General features: G+C 65.4%; 12 protein-coding genes. 6 read left to right on the top strand and 6 right to left on the bottom strand.

The genetic code is table 11. The annotated features are described in order from the left end of the window. Positions 1 to 44 precede the first annotated feature (44 nt). The 5 genes from M1D40_RS02605 to M1D40_RS02585 all read left to right on the top strand — a co-directional run bounded on the left by M1D40_RS02605 (position 45) and on the right by M1D40_RS02585 (position 6,257). Positions 45 to 1,166 carry a VIT1/CCC1 transporter family protein gene (locus tag M1D40_RS02605; RefSeq protein ID WP_341395652.1) on the top strand — a complete coding sequence of 374 codons (1,122 nt, stop codon included), beginning with the start codon at positions 45 to 47 and terminating at the stop codon, positions 1,164 to 1,166. 95 nt (positions 1,167 to 1,261) lie between these two features. After that, complete coding sequence (locus tag M1D40_RS02600; protein ID WP_461170096.1) at positions 1,262 to 2,089, top strand: aldo/keto reductase; 828 nt, start codon at positions 1,262 to 1,264, stop codon at positions 2,087 to 2,089. 207 nt (positions 2,090 to 2,296) lie between these two features. Next, positions 2,297 to 3,376 (top strand): DUF6507 family protein, encoded by a 1,080-nt coding sequence (locus M1D40_RS02595; RefSeq protein ID WP_461170095.1) that lies wholly within the window; start codon positions 2,297 to 2,299, stop codon positions 3,374 to 3,376. Then, complete coding sequence (locus M1D40_RS02590) at positions 3,373 to 3,948, top strand: hypothetical protein (RefSeq protein ID WP_461170094.1); 576 nt, start codon at positions 3,373 to 3,375, stop codon at positions 3,946 to 3,948. The genes M1D40_RS02595 and M1D40_RS02590 overlap by 4 nt, the downstream gene beginning before the upstream one ends. Positions 3,949 to 4,313: 365 nt before the next feature. Then, entirely contained in the window at positions 4,314 to 6,257 is a 1,944-nt protein-coding gene (locus M1D40_RS02585) for a BCCT family transporter (protein WP_341395656.1), read from the top strand. 129 nt (positions 6,258 to 6,386) lie between these two features. On the opposite strand, the gene M1D40_RS02580 is transcribed toward M1D40_RS02585, so the two are convergent. The 5 genes from M1D40_RS02580 to M1D40_RS02560 form a co-directional block, all read right to left on the bottom strand. Further along, positions 6,387 to 7,796, bottom strand: coding sequence for a sugar porter family MFS transporter (locus M1D40_RS02580; RefSeq protein ID WP_461170093.1), 1,410 nt, complete (start codon positions 7,794 to 7,796; stop codon positions 6,387 to 6,389). Between the two features lie 84 nt (positions 7,797 to 7,880). Beyond that, positions 7,881 to 8,783 carry a succinate--CoA ligase subunit alpha gene (sucD, locus tag M1D40_RS02575; RefSeq protein ID WP_341395658.1) on the bottom strand — a complete coding sequence of 301 codons (903 nt, stop codon included), beginning with the start codon at positions 8,781 to 8,783 and terminating at the stop codon, positions 7,881 to 7,883. A 38-nt stretch (positions 8,784 to 8,821) separates the two neighbouring features. Next, a complete protein-coding gene (sucC, locus tag M1D40_RS02570) occupies positions 8,822 to 9,991 on the bottom strand; it encodes an ADP-forming succinate--CoA ligase subunit beta (protein ID WP_341395659.1) in 1,170 nt (389 codons plus the stop codon). Positions 9,992 to 10,200: 209 nt separating this feature from the next. Continuing rightward, positions 10,201 to 12,687 (bottom strand): DNA helicase PcrA, encoded by a 2,487-nt coding sequence (gene pcrA / locus M1D40_RS02565; RefSeq protein WP_461170092.1) that lies wholly within the window; start codon positions 12,685 to 12,687, stop codon positions 10,201 to 10,203. A gap of 114 nt (positions 12,688 to 12,801) precedes the next feature. After that, on the bottom strand, positions 12,802 to 13,602 hold the full coding sequence (locus M1D40_RS02560; RefSeq protein ID WP_461170091.1) for an inositol monophosphatase family protein: 801 nt from the start codon (positions 13,600 to 13,602) through the stop codon (positions 12,802 to 12,804). A 161-nt stretch (positions 13,603 to 13,763) separates the two neighbouring features. Between M1D40_RS02560 and M1D40_RS02555 the strand changes: the two genes are divergently transcribed. Further along, positions 13,764 to 14,297: a hypothetical protein gene (locus M1D40_RS02555; RefSeq protein WP_461170090.1), complete on the top strand. Its 534-nt coding sequence runs from the start codon at positions 13,764 to 13,766 to the stop codon at positions 14,295 to 14,297. 118 nt (positions 14,298 to 14,415) lie between these two features. On the opposite strand, the gene M1D40_RS02550 is transcribed toward M1D40_RS02555, so the two are convergent. Then, positions 14,416 to 16,554, bottom strand: coding sequence for an MMPL family transporter (locus M1D40_RS02550; RefSeq protein ID WP_461170089.1), 2,139 nt, complete (start codon positions 16,552 to 16,554; stop codon positions 14,416 to 14,418). Positions 16,555 to 16,570 lie beyond the last annotated feature (16 nt).

Genomic DNA, 16,570 nt, shown 5'->3' with positions numbered 1-16,570 from the left:
CCGGAGCACCTCTCAAACCGCTCCGGTCTTCCACCAGGAGCATTGTGAACACCCACCCCGCAGACGGCCCTTCCGAACGTCCGCAGCCGCCGTCCCCGTCCGATCTGAAGCGCTGGCGGCAGTATCTGGCCGATGAACGGGCCGAAGCCGACACCTACCGTTACTTGGCCGAACGCCGCGAGGGCGAAGAACGCGCCATCCTGCTCGCCCTGGCCGAGGCTGAAGGACGCCATGAAGCCCACTGGCGAGAGCTTCTGGGCGACGACGCGAACCGGCGCACCAAGGCTTCCCTTCGGAACCGGCTGCTCGGTTTCCTGGCGCGCCGCTTCGGGTCCGTGTTCGTCCTGGCCCTGGCGCAGCGCGCCGAGGGCCGCTCCCCCTATGCCAGCGACCCGAACGCCACCAATGCGATGGCTGCCGACGAGCAGATCCATGAGGAAGTGGTGCGCGGACTGGCGACCAGGGGCAGGACCCGGCTCTCCGGAAACTTCAGGGCAGCCGTTTTCGGTGCGAATGACGGCCTCGTTTCCAACCTTGCGCTGATCATGGGCATCGGTGCCACCGGGGTGTCCAGCGGATTCATCCTTTTCAGCGGCCTGGCCGGACTGCTGGCGGGCGCACTGTCCATGGGGGCAGGCGAATACGTTTCGGTCCGTTCGCAGCGGGAGCTGCTCGAGGCCTCCCGCCCCACGCAGATCACCCTGGCCGCGGCAAAGTCCCTGGACATTGACGCCAACGAGCTGGTGCTGGTCTACCGGGCCCGCGGCATGTCCCCCGAGGCCGCGGAGCACCGGGCAGCCGAACGCATGGGGCTGTACAGCTGCGACTGCGATCCGAGTTTCTCGCTCAACCCGGAAGCAACAGTTGACGGAGGCGACGAGCACGAAACCGTGGGCACCGGGCTCGGCGCCGCTGTATCCAGCTTCTGCTTTTTCGCTTCCGGCGCCATCATCCCGGTTCTGCCCTACATCTTCGGGTTCACCGGGCTGGCGGCCGTCGTCATTTCCTGCGTACTGGTCAGCCTGGCGCTGCTGATGACCGGCGCCGTCGTCGGCCTGCTCTCCGGCGCCTCGCCGCTGAAGCGCGGTTTGCGGCAGCTGGCCATTGGCCTTGGCGCAGCCGCCGCCACGTATGCCCTGGGCATGCTGTTCGGCACCGGCGTCTAAATCTTGCATCGGCGGGCCTGCACCGGCGGGCTTGCACTTTTGTCCGTCCCGGAGAACGATGCGGAAGAACCGCGACTACTTCCGTAAGGACTTCCATGAGCATCCTGTCTCCTCTCCTGCCGCTGCGCAGCGGCGCCCTCATCCCGCAGATCGGGTTGGGAACCTGGCCGCTGGACGACGACGAGGCGGCCCGCGCCGTCGACACCGCCGTCGGACTCGGTTACCGCCATTTCGATACCGCGGAGAACTACCGCAATGAAAAAGGAGTCGGTGAAGGGCTGCGGCGCAGCGGCCTGGACCGCAGCGAAGCCTTCATCACCACCAAATTCAACAAGGAATGGCACAGTTTTGACGGCGTCCGCCGTGCTGCGGATGCAGCACGGCAGCGGCTTGGCACCGACTACGTCGACCTGCTGCTGATCCACTGGCCCAACCCCGGACTGAACCGCTATGTAGAGGCTTTCCGCGGCATGCGCGCCCTTCAGGACGACGGCTTGGTTCGGGCCGTCGGGGTATCCAATTTCAAGCCGGCGCACCTGCAGCAGCTGGCCGACGCCGGCCTGGTTCCCGAAGTTAACCAGGTTCAGCTTGATCCCTACCACCCGCGCCGCGAGGTCCGGGAAAGCCATTCCCGCCTGGGCATCGTGACAGAGGCATGGAGCCCGCTGGGCAAGGGCAGCGGGCTCCTGAGCGATTCCCGCATCACGGCCATGGCCGGGAAGTACGGCAAGACTCCGGCCCAGATTGTGCTCCGCTGGGACCTCCAATCCGGCCTTGTCACCATCCCCAAGTCCGCCAACCCCGAACGGATGGCTGAGAACCTGGACGTGGTCGACTTCGAACTCGACGCGGAGGACATGCAGTCTCTTGGCGGCATGAAGACCGAGGAAGACATCGCGGATTCGGACGTATTCGGCCATTAACGGCCTCCGCCCCGGCTACGCCTGTCGGACTTGTCCACAGGTACGACACCTGGGTATCTCCGCTTCCCCGACTCGGTTAGATTGATCGGACCGGCCGGGGTCCGGACCGCGGGCCCTCCCCGACTCGCCTGATCAATTGGCGGGAGCGCAGTCTGAACCCGTCATCCGTTGTGGCGTGCGTCCGTGTGGCAAGGGAAGGGATAAACCATGGTTGCCTACGACATCGACACCGCTGCGGCAATGGACGCGGTCCGGAAAACGGAAGCGGACCTTATGGTTCTGGCCTCCGTTCCCACCGAGCTCCAACGCAGCGTGGATACCGTTGTGGCTGCCCTGGGTGCCACCCGGGTGGCCCGCGCGTTTACCGCCTTGGGCGCGGGCGACCTTCTTCCGGATCTGCGGTCGATTCTGAGCCGAGCCGAGGAGGCAGTGCAGGGTGCCACGCAGGCAGTCGGCGAGTATCTGCGCGCAGACGACGAGATGCGGGCACGGGCGGAAGCCGCGGCAGCCGCCGTCCCGGATGCCTCGGGACGCAGCGCGGAATCGGCGCTCCCGCCCGCTGCTCTTCCCCTCCTTCCGCCGGCACGGCCGGCTCCCCTTCCGAAACCCGGACGCCCGGATGCAGGCCCGGCACGCGCCCTGCCGGCTCCGCTGCCGCGCCCGCTGCCACTGCCGCAGAAGCCGGAGCCGGAGCCGGACCCCGAACCCGGAACGCTCGTACCGCTGCCGGGCCCGCCGCCCTGGCGCCCGAAATGGCTCTTCCGACCCGCACTCCCGGGACGCCCGTCCTTCATCGTTGCGCGTGATTTGATGCTGCGGCTGTACTACCCCTGTCCGGGCGGCTGGTTTCCGCAGCCCGACTGCTTCCGGCCCCGCTGGCCGGGCCCTGCCTATCCGCCCGGCGCCTGGATTCCCCGGTGGCCGGCATTTCCGCCTCGTTGGCCGGTTGATCCCCCAGGGTGGGCGGGCCCCGCCTATCCGCCCGGCTGGCCGGGCCCCGCTTACCCGCCGGGCTGGCCGGGCCCGGCCTACCCGCCCGGCCCCGCCTACCCGCCCGGCGGCTGGTATCCCCGCTGGCCGGAACCCGGCCTTCCACCACAAGGCAGATCTCCCTGGTGGCCCGCCCGGCCCCTCCCGGCCGTGCTCCCGAATCCGCTGCTCATTAAGCCCTCGCTGCCGGACCTTGTCTGGCCGCTGGACACCAAGCCGCTGCCCGTACCCGTGGCCGTCGACGAAGCCCCGGGCGCCTCCGGGGACAACTCCAGCGGAAAGTGGGGCCTGACATGAGCTCGAGTATCGATCTCAGCGGCACTGCCCACCTGCCTGCCGTCCCGGAACTCAGGGAAGGCGCCGCTTTACTCCTGGCATGCAGCTCCCGTGCCGGTGAGTCCATTCGACAGGCCCACGCTCACTGGTCGGCCCTGGCCGGAGCCTATGCCGCCCCCGAACAGCAACAGGTCCATCATGCAATGGATGGTCCGCGAGCTGCTGGACAAGGCGTCCTGGAGGTTGCTTCCCGTGCGGCAGCTGCGCTTGAAACCTTCGCGGCCGTCGTCGAGGACATCCGCAGCAGGCGCCTGGCGCTGCAGAGCGCAGCCGGGGATTTACAGGAAAAGGAACGGAATGACGCCGGTCCGGGTATCAGCCCGACAGGCGTCAAAACGCCCGTGACGCTTCAGGGGCAGCTCCTGCAGGCCGAAGCAGACCAGCTGGCCCAGGAACTGGCCGCAGCCGAAGACCGGTGCATCCGCTCCCTTGACGCTCTGGCGGGGCGCGACTCCGGCTCCGACTCCGGCTCCGACTCCGGCTCCGGCTCCGGGTCACGTGAACAGCAGCCGATCGGACAGTGCCTCCGCTGACCCGGACAGCGCCGCCGGCCGCCGGTCCGGGTCATGTGCCCGGAGTGTGTGCACTTGACCACTCCAGGCACCCCGGCTGCCTTAGGCCGCGGGAAACTGCGTACCGTGCAACCCGCCAAAGCCTCGGAGAGATTTGACTTGCAGAGGGAAGCGGGAAACTCTAATAGAGACTACGCATCACCACGTATCAGGTACGGAAGAAACGCATCAGAGGGGCAGCGTCGCTTTCATAACCCGGTAGAGCCATGCCCGCAGACGAACGCACCTGCGAATCCGGGCCCGGCCTCCTCCTCTCAAGCAGCCCGATGATCCTCCAGGGGAACCGGGTATATCTTCCGTTAACACAAGGAAGGCCTATGGCTAACATGACTGAACCCACCCCCCCTTCGGGGCCGGGTCCGGCAGGACGCGCCGGAGCAACCCTCCATGGCGCGGACGCCGGAACAGCAGCATCACACACCCACGAGCCCCCGGCAGAGACCATTGAGCCGGACGCCGACCCTGACCAGGAACTCCTGGCGCAGCTCCGGGAGACGGAGCGCGCGCATGAGACCGCCCGCAGCACCGAAACCCCCGCCAAGCTGGACAAAGTACTGTTCGGAGTCACCGGCGTTTTGGCTATTGCCTTCATCGTCTGGGGTTTTTACGGCAGGGATTCGCTCGCGACCACGTCGCAGTCGGCGCTGGACTGGGTCATGGAAAACACCGGCTGGCTGTTCGTCGTGCTGGCTTCCTTCTTCGTGGTCTATGTCCTCTGGCTCGCGCTGGGACGATTCGCCCATATTCCCCTCGGCAAGGATGACGAGGAACCGGAGTTTTCAACGGCGTCCTGGATCTCCATGATGTTTGCCTCCGGCATGGGCATCGGCCTGATGTTCTACGGCGTTGCCGAACCGATGTTCCACTATGTCTCTCCTCCGCCGGGCACCGTTGACGGCCAGACCCCGGAGGCGCTCCGGACGGCTATGGCCACCTCGGTCTTCCACTGGGGACTGCATCCTTGGGCCATGTATGCCATCGTCGGCATCGCCATGGCCTACGGCAGCTACCGCCTGGGCCGCAAGCAGCTCATTTCCTCCGCCTTTACCTCCCTCTTCGGCAGGGCACGCGTGGACGGCCCGCTGGGCAAGGTCCTGAACATCTTCGCCATTTTCGCGACACTGTTCGGCACGGCTGCTTCCCTGGGCCTGGGCGCCCTGCAGATCGGCAGCGGCCTGGAATCAACGGGCGCGATCGGCACTGTCGGCACCAGCATCCTGGTGGGCATCGTTGCCGTCCTCACCGCCTGCTTTGTCGCCTCGGCCATGTCCGGGATTTCCCGCGGTATCCAGTGGCTCTCCAACATCAACATGGGCCTGGCCATGCTGCTGGCGATCATCGTCTTTATCGCCGGCCCCACCCTGTTTATCCTCAACGTCATCCCCTCCGCTATCGCGGACTATGCGGGCAACATGGCTGAGATGGCGTCACGAACGGAGGCCGTCGGCGACGAGGGCATGCGCGAATGGCTCTCCGGCTGGACCATCTTCTACTGGGCCTGGTGGCTCTCCTGGACGCCGTTTGTCGGCATGTTTATCGCCCGGATCAGCCGCGGCCGCACCATCCGCCAGTTCGTCACCGGAGTCCTGCTGGTCCCCTTCACAGTCACCATTCTCTGGTTCTCGATCTTCGGCGGCGCCGCCATCGGAACAACGAAAAGCGCCGCCCCGGGTGAAGCTGATTCACTGGTGGCTGCCGCAGGATCCGATGCAGCACTCTTTGAGCTCTTCGCCCTGCTGCCCATGCCCAACCTGATCGCAGCTGCGGTCGGTGTCCTGGCGATGGTCCTGATCGGCATCTTCTTTGTCACGGGCGCCGATTCGGCCTCCATCGTGATGGCTTCGCTGAGCTCCAACGGCTCCGAGAAGCCGGCACGCACCGTCGTCATCTTCTGGGGTGTCCTGACGGGCGCCGTGGCAGCAGTGATGCTCCTGGCCGGCGGCGACGATCCCTCGGCCGCCCTGGGCGCGCTGCAGCGGATCACCATCGTGGCGGCCCTGCCGTTTGCCATCGTGATGCTCCTGATGACGGTAGCCCTGGCCAAGGACCTGGCCCGCGATCCGATGGCCCTGCGCCGGCAGCTGACCAAGTCAGTGGTGGAGCGTGCCATCGCCACGGGCGTGGACGAGCACGGCGGGTCGACCTTCGACCTCGCCACGCAGGAACACGACACCACCGCACACGACGTCATCACTCCCGCTCCGGTTCCGGCACGTCCGTCACCGTCGGCAGGAGCTGCGGATGACGGCCAGCTGCGTCCGCGCGGCTAACCTCCGCCGCTGTAAAACCCAGCTCTAACACCAGGGACCTGCCACCGATATCCGGTGGCAGGTCCCTGGTGTTATATGGAAGGGGCCATTGGCAGCAACCAGGCCCTCCGCTCGCTCCAACCTCAGCGGCTAGTTGGACCCCGCAGCCTTCAGCTCGGCTTCCAGCTGTTCAAGGGACTTGCCCTGCGTTTCCGGCATGAAACGACGCACGAACAGGATTGCGCACAGGCCCAGCGCCACGAAGATGAAGAAGGTGCTGGAGATTCCCAGCCCCGCCATCAGCATCGGGAACGAGAAGCCGACGGCGAAGTTGGCCATCCACTGCACAAACACCGACAGTCCCATCCCCAGTCCTCGGACCCGCAGCGGGAAGATCTCTGCGATCATCAGCCAGGTGACCGGTGAAATGGAGCCCTGCTGGAAGGCCAGGAACAGGACGGTCAGGGACAACACCACAAAGCCGCGGGCAGTGCCTTCAGCCATGGTCAGCGACGCAACACCGATCAGCAGCAGCGTCGAGGACGTTCCGATCAGGCCGGTGATGAGCATCGGCCGGCGGCCCACTTTTCCCAGCAGCCAGATACCCAGAATCGAAGCGGCAACCGACACGACTCCGTTGGCGATGTTGGCGGTCAGCGCGGCCTCGGTGCCGAAACCGGCGTCGGCCAGGATTTGCGTGCCGTAGTAGACAATCGCGTTCACGCCGGTGATCTGCTGGACCACGGACATCCCCATGCCAATCAGCAGCACCCGGAACAGCCAAGGCTCCGCGAAGTCCTTCAGCGAGCCGCGGCGGGTGGTTTCGTGGCTCGCCAGCGCCCGCACGTCGTCGTACTCGGTTTGGGCGTCCTCGGAGCTGCGGATCTTCTGCAGCACCGCCATCATCTGCGGATAGCGGCCCTGCGCGGCGAGCCAGCGCGGGCTCTCGGGCACAAATTTCATGCCGATCCACAGGGCAATGGCCGGCAGTGAAGCCACTGCCAGCATCCAGCGCCAGACGTGGTTCTCCTCGCCCCACACGTTGCCGATGACGGCATTGGTGGTGAAGGCCGCCAGCTGGCCGGTGACGATCATCAGCTGGTCCCGGGTCACCATCTGCCCGCGCCGGGCGGCCGGGGCGACTTCGGAGAGGAACATGGGCACGACGGCGGATGCCCCGCCCACGGCGAGTCCCAGGACCACGCGGGCAGCGACCATCAGCCCCACGGAGGGGGCCACTGCGGTGCCAAGCGCTCCGGCGAGGAAGACCATGGCCAGCATCATCAGGAGCCGGCGGCGCCCGAAGCGGTCGGCGAGCTGGCCGGCGATGACGGCGCCGAAGGCTGCACCGAACAGCAGGCTTGATGTGATGAGGCCTTCGGTGAACGGGGTGAGTCCCAGGTCCGTCTGCATGAAGGGCAGCGCCCCGTTGATGACTCCGGTGTCATAACCAAACAGGAACCCGCCCAGGGTTGCGATCCAGGAGGCGCGGCCCAGCGCGCCGCGGTGGCGGCTGCTTCCCTGCTGTGCAGCCGCTCCGGGGGAAAGAAGTGTGGACATCAGGTGTCTTTCTGCTTATATCCAAGCGCACAAAACCCCCGTCGGACGGAGAAACTCCGGCCGACGGGGGTCTGCGTGCGTGTACTAGAGCGCTGCGAAAACTTCGCGCAGCAGCGTGGCGGTCTCGGACGGCGTCTTGCCGACCTTCACGCCCGCGGCCTCAAGGGCTTCCTTCTTGGCCTGGGCGGTTCCTGCGGAACCGGAGACGATGGCGCCTGCGTGGCCCATGGTCTTGCCTTCGGGAGCCGTGAAGCCCGCCACGTAGCCGACAACCGGCTTGGTGACGTTGGCCTTGATGAACTCGGCGGCACGCTCTTCGGCGTCTCCGCCGATTTCGCCGATCATGACGATGGCCTTGGTCTCGGGGTCAGCTTCGAAGGCCGCGAGGGCATCGATGTGCGTGGTGCCGATGACGGGGTCGCCGCCAATGCCGATGGCGGTGGAGAAGCCAAGGTCGCGCAGTTCGTACATCATCTGGTAGGTCAGGGTGCCGGACTTGGAAACCAAGCCGATCGGGCCCTTGGAGGTGATGTTGTTCGGGGTGATCCCGACCAGTGCCTCGCCCGGCGTGATGATGCCCGGGCAGTTCGGGCCGATGATGCGGGTGACCTGGTTGCCGTTCTCGTCCACCTTGGACTGGGCGTGTGCCCAGAACTCAGCGGAATCCTGCACGGGAACGCCTTCGGTGATGACGACGACGAGGCCGATGCCGGCGTCGATCGCTTCCATGACGGCGTCCTTGGTGAAGGCCGGCGGCACGAAGACGATGGATACATCGGCGTTGGTCTTGTCCATGGCTTCGGTGACGGTGCCGAAGACGGGCAGTTCGACGTCGCCGTGGGTGACCGTGGTACCGGCCTTGCGGGCGTTAACGCCGCCGACAACCTGGGTTCCGGCCTTGAGCATCAGGGCGGTGTGTTTGGTTCCTTCGCCGCCGGTGATGCCCTGAACGATGACCTTGGAGTCCTTGTTCAAAAAGATAGACATAAGGGGATTCTCTTTCTAAAGGTTCGACAGGCTCTGGGTCAGCGAGCGGCGTAAGCGAGCTCGGCAGCCTTGTCGGCGCCTTCGTCCATGGTGGTGGCCAGCGTGACCAGCGGGTGGTTGGCGTCAGCAAGAATGCGGCGGCCTTCTTCGACGTTGTTGCCGTCCAGACGGACGACCAGCGGCTTGTTGGCTTCGTCGCCGAGGATTTCCAGGGCCTTGACGATGCCGTTGGCTACTGCGTCACAGGCAGTGATGCCGCCGAAAACGTTCACGAACACGGACTTGACCTGCTCATCGTTGAGGATGACGTCCAGTCCGGCGGCCATGACGGAAGCGGAAGCCCCGCCGCCGATGTCGAGGAAGTTTGCCGGCTTTACATTGCCGTGCTTCTCGCCGGCGTAGGCGACGACGTCGAGCGTGGACATGACCAGACCCGCACCGTTGCCGATGATGCCTACCTGGCCGTCAAGCTTGACGTAGTTGAGGTCGTTGGCCTTGGCCTTGGCCTCCAGCGGGTCGGCAGCGTCCTTGTCTTCCAGTTCGGCGTGGCCGGGCTGGCGGAAGTCTGCGTTTTCGTCCAGGGAAACCTTGCCGTCGAGGGCCAGGATTTCACCGTTGCCGGTCTTGACCAGCGGGTTGACCTCAACGAGGGTGGCGTCTTCCTTGACGAAGACGTCCCACAGCTTGAGGATCGCGTTGATGACGCCTTCGCGCAGCTCGGGAGCAAACCCTGCGGCGTCAACGATTTCTTCGGCCTTGGCCTGATCGATGCCGACGGCGGGATCAACGGCCACGCGTGCCAGGGCATCGGGACGCTCAACAGCGAGGACCTCGATTTCCATGCCGCCTTCCACCGAGCACATGGCCAGGTAGTTGCGGTTGGCACGGTCCAGAAGAACGGAGAAGTAGAACTCCTCGGCAATGTCGGCGCCCTGGGCAATCATCACGGTGTTGACGGTATGGCCCTTGATGTCCATGCCGAGGATGTCGGAAGCGTAGGAGAACGCCTCGTCAGCGGTCTTCGCGACCTTGACGCCGCCGGCCTTGCCTCGGCCACCGACCTTGACCTGTGCTTTGACGACAACTACGCCGCCAATCTTCTCGGCTGCAGCTTTGGCTTCTTCAGGAGTGTGCGCCACGATTCCGGCAAGCACGGGTACACCGTGCGCCTCAAACATATCGCGCGCCTGATATTCAAACAGGTCCACGGGCTAGTGTCCTTCTACGTCGAAGTAGGTTTACATTCGATCAGATGATCGCCGAAGCAGATGCGTCGTGCCGGTCTGCCCCACTGGAACTTTAGTCGCTCGGCGTCCAACGCCGTCCCCAGACTACCTCTTTAGTGATTAAGCGCACAGTTCTATGGTTTGTAGAATTTGCGGAGCGTGGGTTATGAGCGGCGGGTCCTGACCGGCAGTCAGGACTCCTTGGTCAGGGGTGCGTAACGCAGCAGGAGGCGCTTTTCACCGACGTCGAACTTCACTTTCGCCACCGTTTTGTCACCCGTTCCCTCGACGGCCAGCACGGTCCCGTGGCCGAAGGTCGTGTGATTGACCTTGTCCCCCACGCCCACTGAAATGACTTCTTTCTGGGGCTGCACCCGGCCGATGGCCTTGGAAACGGGTGCGGCGGAAATGCTCCCGCCGGTGCCCGGGCCCGACGCCGAACCGGCACCCCAGGAGGAGCCGCCGTAGCGGCTGGAGCCGGAGCCTGTGCTGCCGCCCCAGGTGGGGCGGTCCATGCCCTCGCGCTTCCAGTCGATCAGTTCCCCCGGGATTTCCCCCACAAACTGGCTGGCCGGGTTGTACTGGCTCTGCCCCCACATGCTGCGCACTTCCGAACGCGTGATGTAGAGCCGCTTCCGTGCACGAGTCAGGCCCACGTAGGCGAGACGGCGTTCCTCGGCCAGTTCCGCCGGATCCGTGGCGGACCGCTGGTGCGGGAACAGCCCCTGCTCCATGCCGGTCAGGAACACCACCGGGAACTCCAGGCCCTTGGCTGTGTGCAGGGTCATCAGGGTGACCACGCCCTGGCGGCGGGACTCCTCAACGGCGGCGGCCACCTCCTCGGCGGAGCCTTCCGGGGCATCCGGAATGGAATCGGCGTCGGCCACGAGGGAGACCTGTTCCAGGAACTCCCCCAGGGATCCCTCGGGGTTCTCTTTTTCGTATTCGCGGACCACCGCGACGAGTTCGGCGAGGTTCTCCACCCGTGACTCGTCCTGCGGATCCGGGGAGGACCGCAGCTGGGCCAGGTATCCGGTCTGTTCCAGCACCGCTTCCAGGGCGGCGGAGGCACCGGAGCCGTTGGCGACTTCAGCGAGATCGTCAATGAGCTTGACGAACCCGTTCACTGCATTCAGTGAACGCGTGGCCAGTCCCGGCGCCTCTGCTGCCCGGCGGAGGGCAGCCATGAAGGAGATCCGTTCACGTTCGGCCAGGGCGGCGACGGAGTATTCCGCCCGGTCCCCGATGCCGCGCTTGGGTTCGTTCAGGATCCGGCGCAGGTTCACGACGTCGTCGGAGTTCACCAGCACCCGCAGGTAGGCGAGCGCGTCCTTGATTTCCTTGCGCTCGTAGAACCGGGTGCCGCCCACGACCTTGTAGGGCAGCCCCACCCGGACCAGGACGTCTTCGAGGGAGCGGGACTGGGCGTTGGTGCGGTAGAACACTGCCACGTCCCCGGGGCGCAGGTTTTCCTCATCCTGCAGCCGGTCGATCTCCTCGGCAATGAACCGTGCTTCCTCATGCTCGTTTTCGCCAACGTAGCCAACGATCTTCTCGCCGCTGCCCTCGGCCGTCCACAGGCGTTTCTCGGGCCGGTTGGGGTTGCGCGAAATGACCGCGTTGGCCGCGTTCAGGATGTTCTGGGTGGAACGGTAGTTCTGCTCCAGCAGGATGGTCCTGGCGGAGGGATAGTCCTTTTCGAAATCCACGATGTTGCGGACGTCGGCGCCGCGGAAGGCGTAGATGGACTGATCGGAGTCGCCCACCACCGTCAGCTCCGCCGGCGGAATGTCCAGTGTGTTGCCTTCCCCGGGGACGCCCACCAGTTCACGCACCAGGGCGTACTGGGCGTGGTTGGTGTCCTGGTACTCATCCACCAAAATGTGGCGGAAGCGGCGACGGTAGTACTCGGCCACTCCCGGGAAGGCGCGGAACATGTACACCGTCTGCGCAATCAAATCGTCAAAGTCCATTGCGTTGGCAGAGCGCATGCGCTCCGTGTAGCCCTTGTACACCTCGGCCACGGCCTGCTCGAACGGGTCGGCGTAATTGGCGGAAGCGGCAAATGACTCGTCGTCGATCAGTTCGTTCTTCAACGCCGAGATCTTATGCATGATCATTTTGGGCGTGAACCGTTTGGGATCAAGATCCAGGCCCTTGGCCACCAGCGTGATCAGGCGCAGCGAATCAGCGGAGTCGTAGATCGAGAAGTTGGAATTCATCCCCACCGATTTGGCCTCGCGCCGCAGGATACGCACGCAGGAGGAGTGGAAGGTGGAAATCCACATGGTCTTCGCGACCCCGCCCACCAGGGCCTCGATCCGTTCCCGCATTTCGGCGGCGGCCTTGTTCGTGAAAGTAATCGCCAGGATCTGGCCCGGATTGGAGCGCCCGGTCGCCATCAGGTACGCGATCCGGTGACTGAGAACCCGGGTTTTTCCGGATCCGGCACCGGCTACGATCAGCAGCGGCGAACCGCCGTGCTTGACGGCTTCTTCCTGCTGCGGATTCAAGCCCTGGAGCAGATCCGCCGCCCGTTGTTCGTCCACGCGGGACGCCCTCGGGCGCTCCCCGGAAGTCTGGGCGGGCTCCGCATCAACAGGCTCAGCCTGGGCAGCAGCGCCCCGGGCAGTGTCAGTTTTGGCGGCTGAAAAGTACGGATCAAAAAGATAGTCCATGGTGCTCTTAAGTCTAGGTGCTGCCGCTGACCTTTTCCGGCCGGTCCACACCCCGGACCGGACCCGGGCCGGACAGGGCTGGACGGAGGCCCTGCCGCCGGACTGCGGCCCGGACTAGACGGAGGCCAGGGCGCCGCTGATTTCGCGGACAGCGGAGGCAGTCCCGGCGATGTGCCAGCGGAAGCCCTGCACCGTGGTGACCGCAGTACTGCCGCCGGCTGCACGCACGATCGCCTTGCCCGGAAGCCAGTCCCATTCCGGGCAGCTGTGCTGGAACCAGGCTCCCAGCCGTCCGGAAGCGACACCGCCAAGATCGCAGGAGCCCGAGCCCAGCATGCGGATGGTGGCGGTCCGCGCGGCGGCGGCGGTCCAGGGGCCGGCCACTTCCGGCCGCAGCAGCCAGGTGGGGTGCAGGTAGGTTCCGGCGCTGAGCCGGTCCAGGGGTGCGTCATCCAGCCGCGGGAGCGGCGAGCCGTTAAGGGTTGCCGGGTGCCCTTCACCGCCCACCCACAGCCGGTCTTCCTGCGGTTGGTAGATGGCTCCCAGCAGCACCTCGGGGTCCCCGTCCAGGGATTCGGGTTCGTCGACTTTCAGGGCTATGGCCGAACACCAGTAGGTGGAGCCTGCGAAGAAGTTGTAGGTGCCGTCCACCGGGTCGATGACCCAGGACCGCCCGGAGGTGCCCGTCACGCTGGCACCCTCCTCGCCCACGATCCCGTCGTCGGGACGCAGCCTGCGGAGCCTGTCCACCACCAGCTTCTCGGCGGCATGGTCAGCGGCGGTCACGACGTCGGACACGGTTGTCTTGGCCGTGGCGGTCAAACCCTGCGAGCGCATGCGCAGGGCCAGCGCACCGGCGTCGCGCACCAGCTCTGCGGCAAGGGTGAAATCGTCAGTTGCTGCATGAACACTCATGCAGCAACCCTATCGGGCGAACGTTGCCACAGGGGAAGCACCCAGCTCCAAACTTGCCGATGCGTACGGCGATACTCTTAGGTATGGGAAAAACTCCGGCACAGCGGGCGGCAAAGCACGGCGAGAAGGCTGCTCTGCCCCCTCATCTAGCGAACCAGTCCATGCCGCGCTCACCGCAGCAGGCCAAAAGCAACGCAAACCTGATCCTGATAGCGGCGGTCGCCACGACGCTGTTCATGTTCTTCTACCTGCACCTGATGGTGCTGAATCAAATGACCCAGCTTGCGGACGGCATGTCCATGCCGGATTCGCTGGTGGGCGGTTACAGCATGGAGTACCTGAACGATCTGCGCTCGGTCATGGACGAGGATGCGCTGGGCCAGCTCAGTTACGTGCACAAGACCGCCGGAACCATATTTCCGCTCATGTTCGGGTTCACGTGGCTGCTGATCATCGGCTTGAATGCCCGCGGCCGGTTGAAGCGCTGGGTGTTGTGGGCCGCGCCGATCCTCTTCGTGATCGTTGACCTGTGGGAGAACGTCGTTATTGATGCAGCCCTGGGTTCGGAGACGTTGGCCAGCGGCGATGCTGCCCTCGCCAGCACCCTGACCATAGCCCGCTGGGTGCTTTTCGCCCTAAGCCTGCTGGCCTCGGCCGTTGCAGTGTTCGGCAAGCGCGGACCGCAGGCTCCTTAACACGTTTCCCTGCTTAGAGCAGGGCCAAAGACGGGCACAACGGAAAGGCCCCGCCGGATCGGCGGGGCCTTTCGTTTGTTCGGTGTGAAACTCAGGTTAGCGAGCCGTCCTTGTACGGCTAGCGCACGTTGGCGCGGTGCGCGCCCACCGGTGCGCCCTCAAGGTTCGGACCCGAGTCATTCCCCGGCTGTGCCTCGTGCCGGCCTCCGGTTCCGGACTGGCCGGCCGGCTTTGACGGCCACCAGAACTTTTCGCCGAGGGTGAAGGCCAGCGCGGGAACAATGACCGTTCGAACCACCAGGGTGTCCAGCAGGACACCGATGGCCACGGTGATGCCCACCTGGGTCAGGGTCACCAGCGGCAGCACGCCGAGGACGGCGAACACTGCAGCCAGCAGGATGCCGGCGCTGGTGATCACGCCGCCGGTGGAGCGCAGGGCGCTGAGCATGCCCTGCTTGGTGCCCATGGTCATGGCGTTCTCCCGGGCCCGGGTGGTCAGGAAGATGTTGTAGTCCACGCCAAGGGCCACCAGGAAGATGAACGAGTACAGCAGCGTGAGCGTATCCAGTGCCGGGAAGCCGAGCACGTTCACAAACAGGAACCAGCTGATGCCGGTGCTCGCAACGAAGGTCAGGAGCACTGAGGCCACCAGCAGCACCGGCGCCACGATGCTGCGCAGCAGCACCAGCAGGACCAGGAACACCAGGATGATCACGGAGGTCACCACCAGGGTGAGGTCGTGCTGGTTGGCAGCGAGCTGGTCCACCCGTTCCGCTGCTTCGCCGCCGACCAGTGCGCCGTACTCCGGGTTCGCGGCCAGATCCGTGCGCAGTTCTTCGATGAAGTCGTTGGACTCGGCGGTGCCCGGTTCATAGGTGTCAATGACGTCAATGCGTGTCAGGCCGTCGTGTTCGGAGGCCGCTTCGGCTCCGGACACGCTCTCCAGGGCCGAAACTTCCTCGATTACGGCATCGGCGCTGTCGGAGTTCACCAGCACGATCACCGGCGAGGAGGATCCTGCGGGGAAACCTTCAGCGAGTGTTTCGGCGGCCGTAACGGCCTGCGGCTTTTCGGTGAACTGCTCGTTTTCGCTCAGGCCGATCTGCACGTTGAACAGCAGTCCGCCGGCGGCCAGCAGGACGACGACGGCGGCACCGGCAATGCGCTTGGGCGCACGGGCCGTAGCCTCGCCGAGCTTGCCCCAGAACTTGCCTTCTCGGGCGGCATCGCCGACCTTCGGCACGAACGGCCAGAAGAGTTTCCGTCCCAGCAGAACCAGGGCCGCGGGCAGGATGAAGAGGGCACTGAGAATGGCAAGGACAATGCCGGTGGCTGCTGAGAAGCCCAGGCCCCGGTAGCTCATGGTGTCGGTGAAGAGCAGCACGAGGAGGGCCAGGATGACGGTACCGCCGGAGGCGATAATGGCTTCCCTGGTCCGGGTCAGCGCCTTGCCCATGGCCGAGTACTTGGACTCGTGGATCCGGAGCTCTTCGCGGTAGCGGGCGATCAGCAGCAGCGCATAGTTGGTGGCGGCACCGAAGACCAGCACACTGGTGATCCCCACCGCCGACGGGTCCACGTCAATGCCGACCACCGGTGCCAGCAGGTCAACGACCTTCAGGGCGGACTGTTCGATGGTTGCCACCACCGCCAGCGGCACAAGCCACAGCCAGGGTGACCGGTATGTAATGAGCAGCAGCAGTGCCACGACGCCGGCGGTGACGGTGAGCAGGATGAAGTTGGCGCCGGAGAATACCCCGGCGAGGTCCGCGGTGAACGCCGCTCCGCCGGTCAGCTGCGCGGTCAGCCCTGCGGGCGCCGCCTCGGAGATTCCCTCGCGGAGGCTTTCCACCTCCGCCGAGACGGCATCGCCGTCGTCGGCTGCCGCCTGCAGCGTGACCGGAACCAACGCGACGAGCTTGTTCTCGGACACAATCGGAGGCACCTGCGGCGGGGGCCCCACGGCCCCGAGCTCGGTGGCTGCCGCGTTGATGTCCGCGATCGCGGCCTGATCGGCGTCGGTCATGGCCTCGCCGTCTTCCCGGGATACGACGATCAGTGCCGTCGATTCCTGGGCGTCGGGGAATTCTTCCAGGAGTTCATTGACCTGGGTCGTTTGATATTCCTCGTCGAGCCCGCCCACCGTGGACGCCTCGTTCTCCTGCGCCGGCAAAGCAAAGAGGCCGATGACGACCGCAAGGCTCAGCAGCAGCGTGATCCAGGCCGTTTTGGCCGATTTCACAATCCCTGCGTACATGTCTGCTCCTGGTGCA

Source organism: Arthrobacter sp. Z1-15, assembly GCF_054792395.1.
The sequence above is the reverse complement of the archived record's forward strand: the minus strand, read 5'-3'. Positions and strand labels throughout refer to the sequence as shown.

Excerpts from the sequence above, each read along its gene's own strand:
- M1D40_RS02550 (WP_461170089.1), bottom strand. The coding sequence starts at position 16,554 with ATGTACGCAGGGATTGTGAAATCGGCCAAAACGGCCTGGATCACGCTG.
- M1D40_RS02600 (WP_461170096.1), top strand. The coding sequence starts at position 1,262 with ATGAGCATCCTGTCTCCTCTCCTGCCGCTGCGCAGCGGCGCCCTCATC.
- M1D40_RS02590 (WP_461170094.1), top strand. The coding sequence starts at position 3,373 with ATGAGCTCGAGTATCGATCTCAGCGGCACTGCCCACCTGCCTGCCGTC.
- M1D40_RS02585 (WP_341395656.1), top strand. The coding sequence starts at position 4,314 with ATGACTGAACCCACCCCCCCTTCGGGGCCGGGTCCGGCAGGACGCGCC.
- M1D40_RS02555 (WP_461170090.1), top strand. The coding sequence starts at position 13,764 with ATGCCGCGCTCACCGCAGCAGGCCAAAAGCAACGCAAACCTGATCCTG.
- sucD (WP_341395658.1), bottom strand. The coding sequence starts at position 8,783 with ATGTCTATCTTTTTGAACAAGGACTCCAAGGTCATCGTTCAGGGCATC.
- pcrA (WP_461170092.1), bottom strand. The coding sequence starts at position 12,687 with ATGGACTATCTTTTTGATCCGTACTTTTCAGCCGCCAAAACTGACACT.
- M1D40_RS02560 (WP_461170091.1), bottom strand. The coding sequence starts at position 13,602 with ATGAGTGTTCATGCAGCAACTGACGATTTCACCCTTGCCGCAGAGCTG.
- M1D40_RS02595 (WP_461170095.1), top strand. The coding sequence starts at position 2,297 with ATGGTTGCCTACGACATCGACACCGCTGCGGCAATGGACGCGGTCCGG.
- M1D40_RS02580 (WP_461170093.1), bottom strand. The coding sequence starts at position 7,796 with ATGTCCACACTTCTTTCCCCCGGAGCGGCTGCACAGCAGGGAAGCAGC.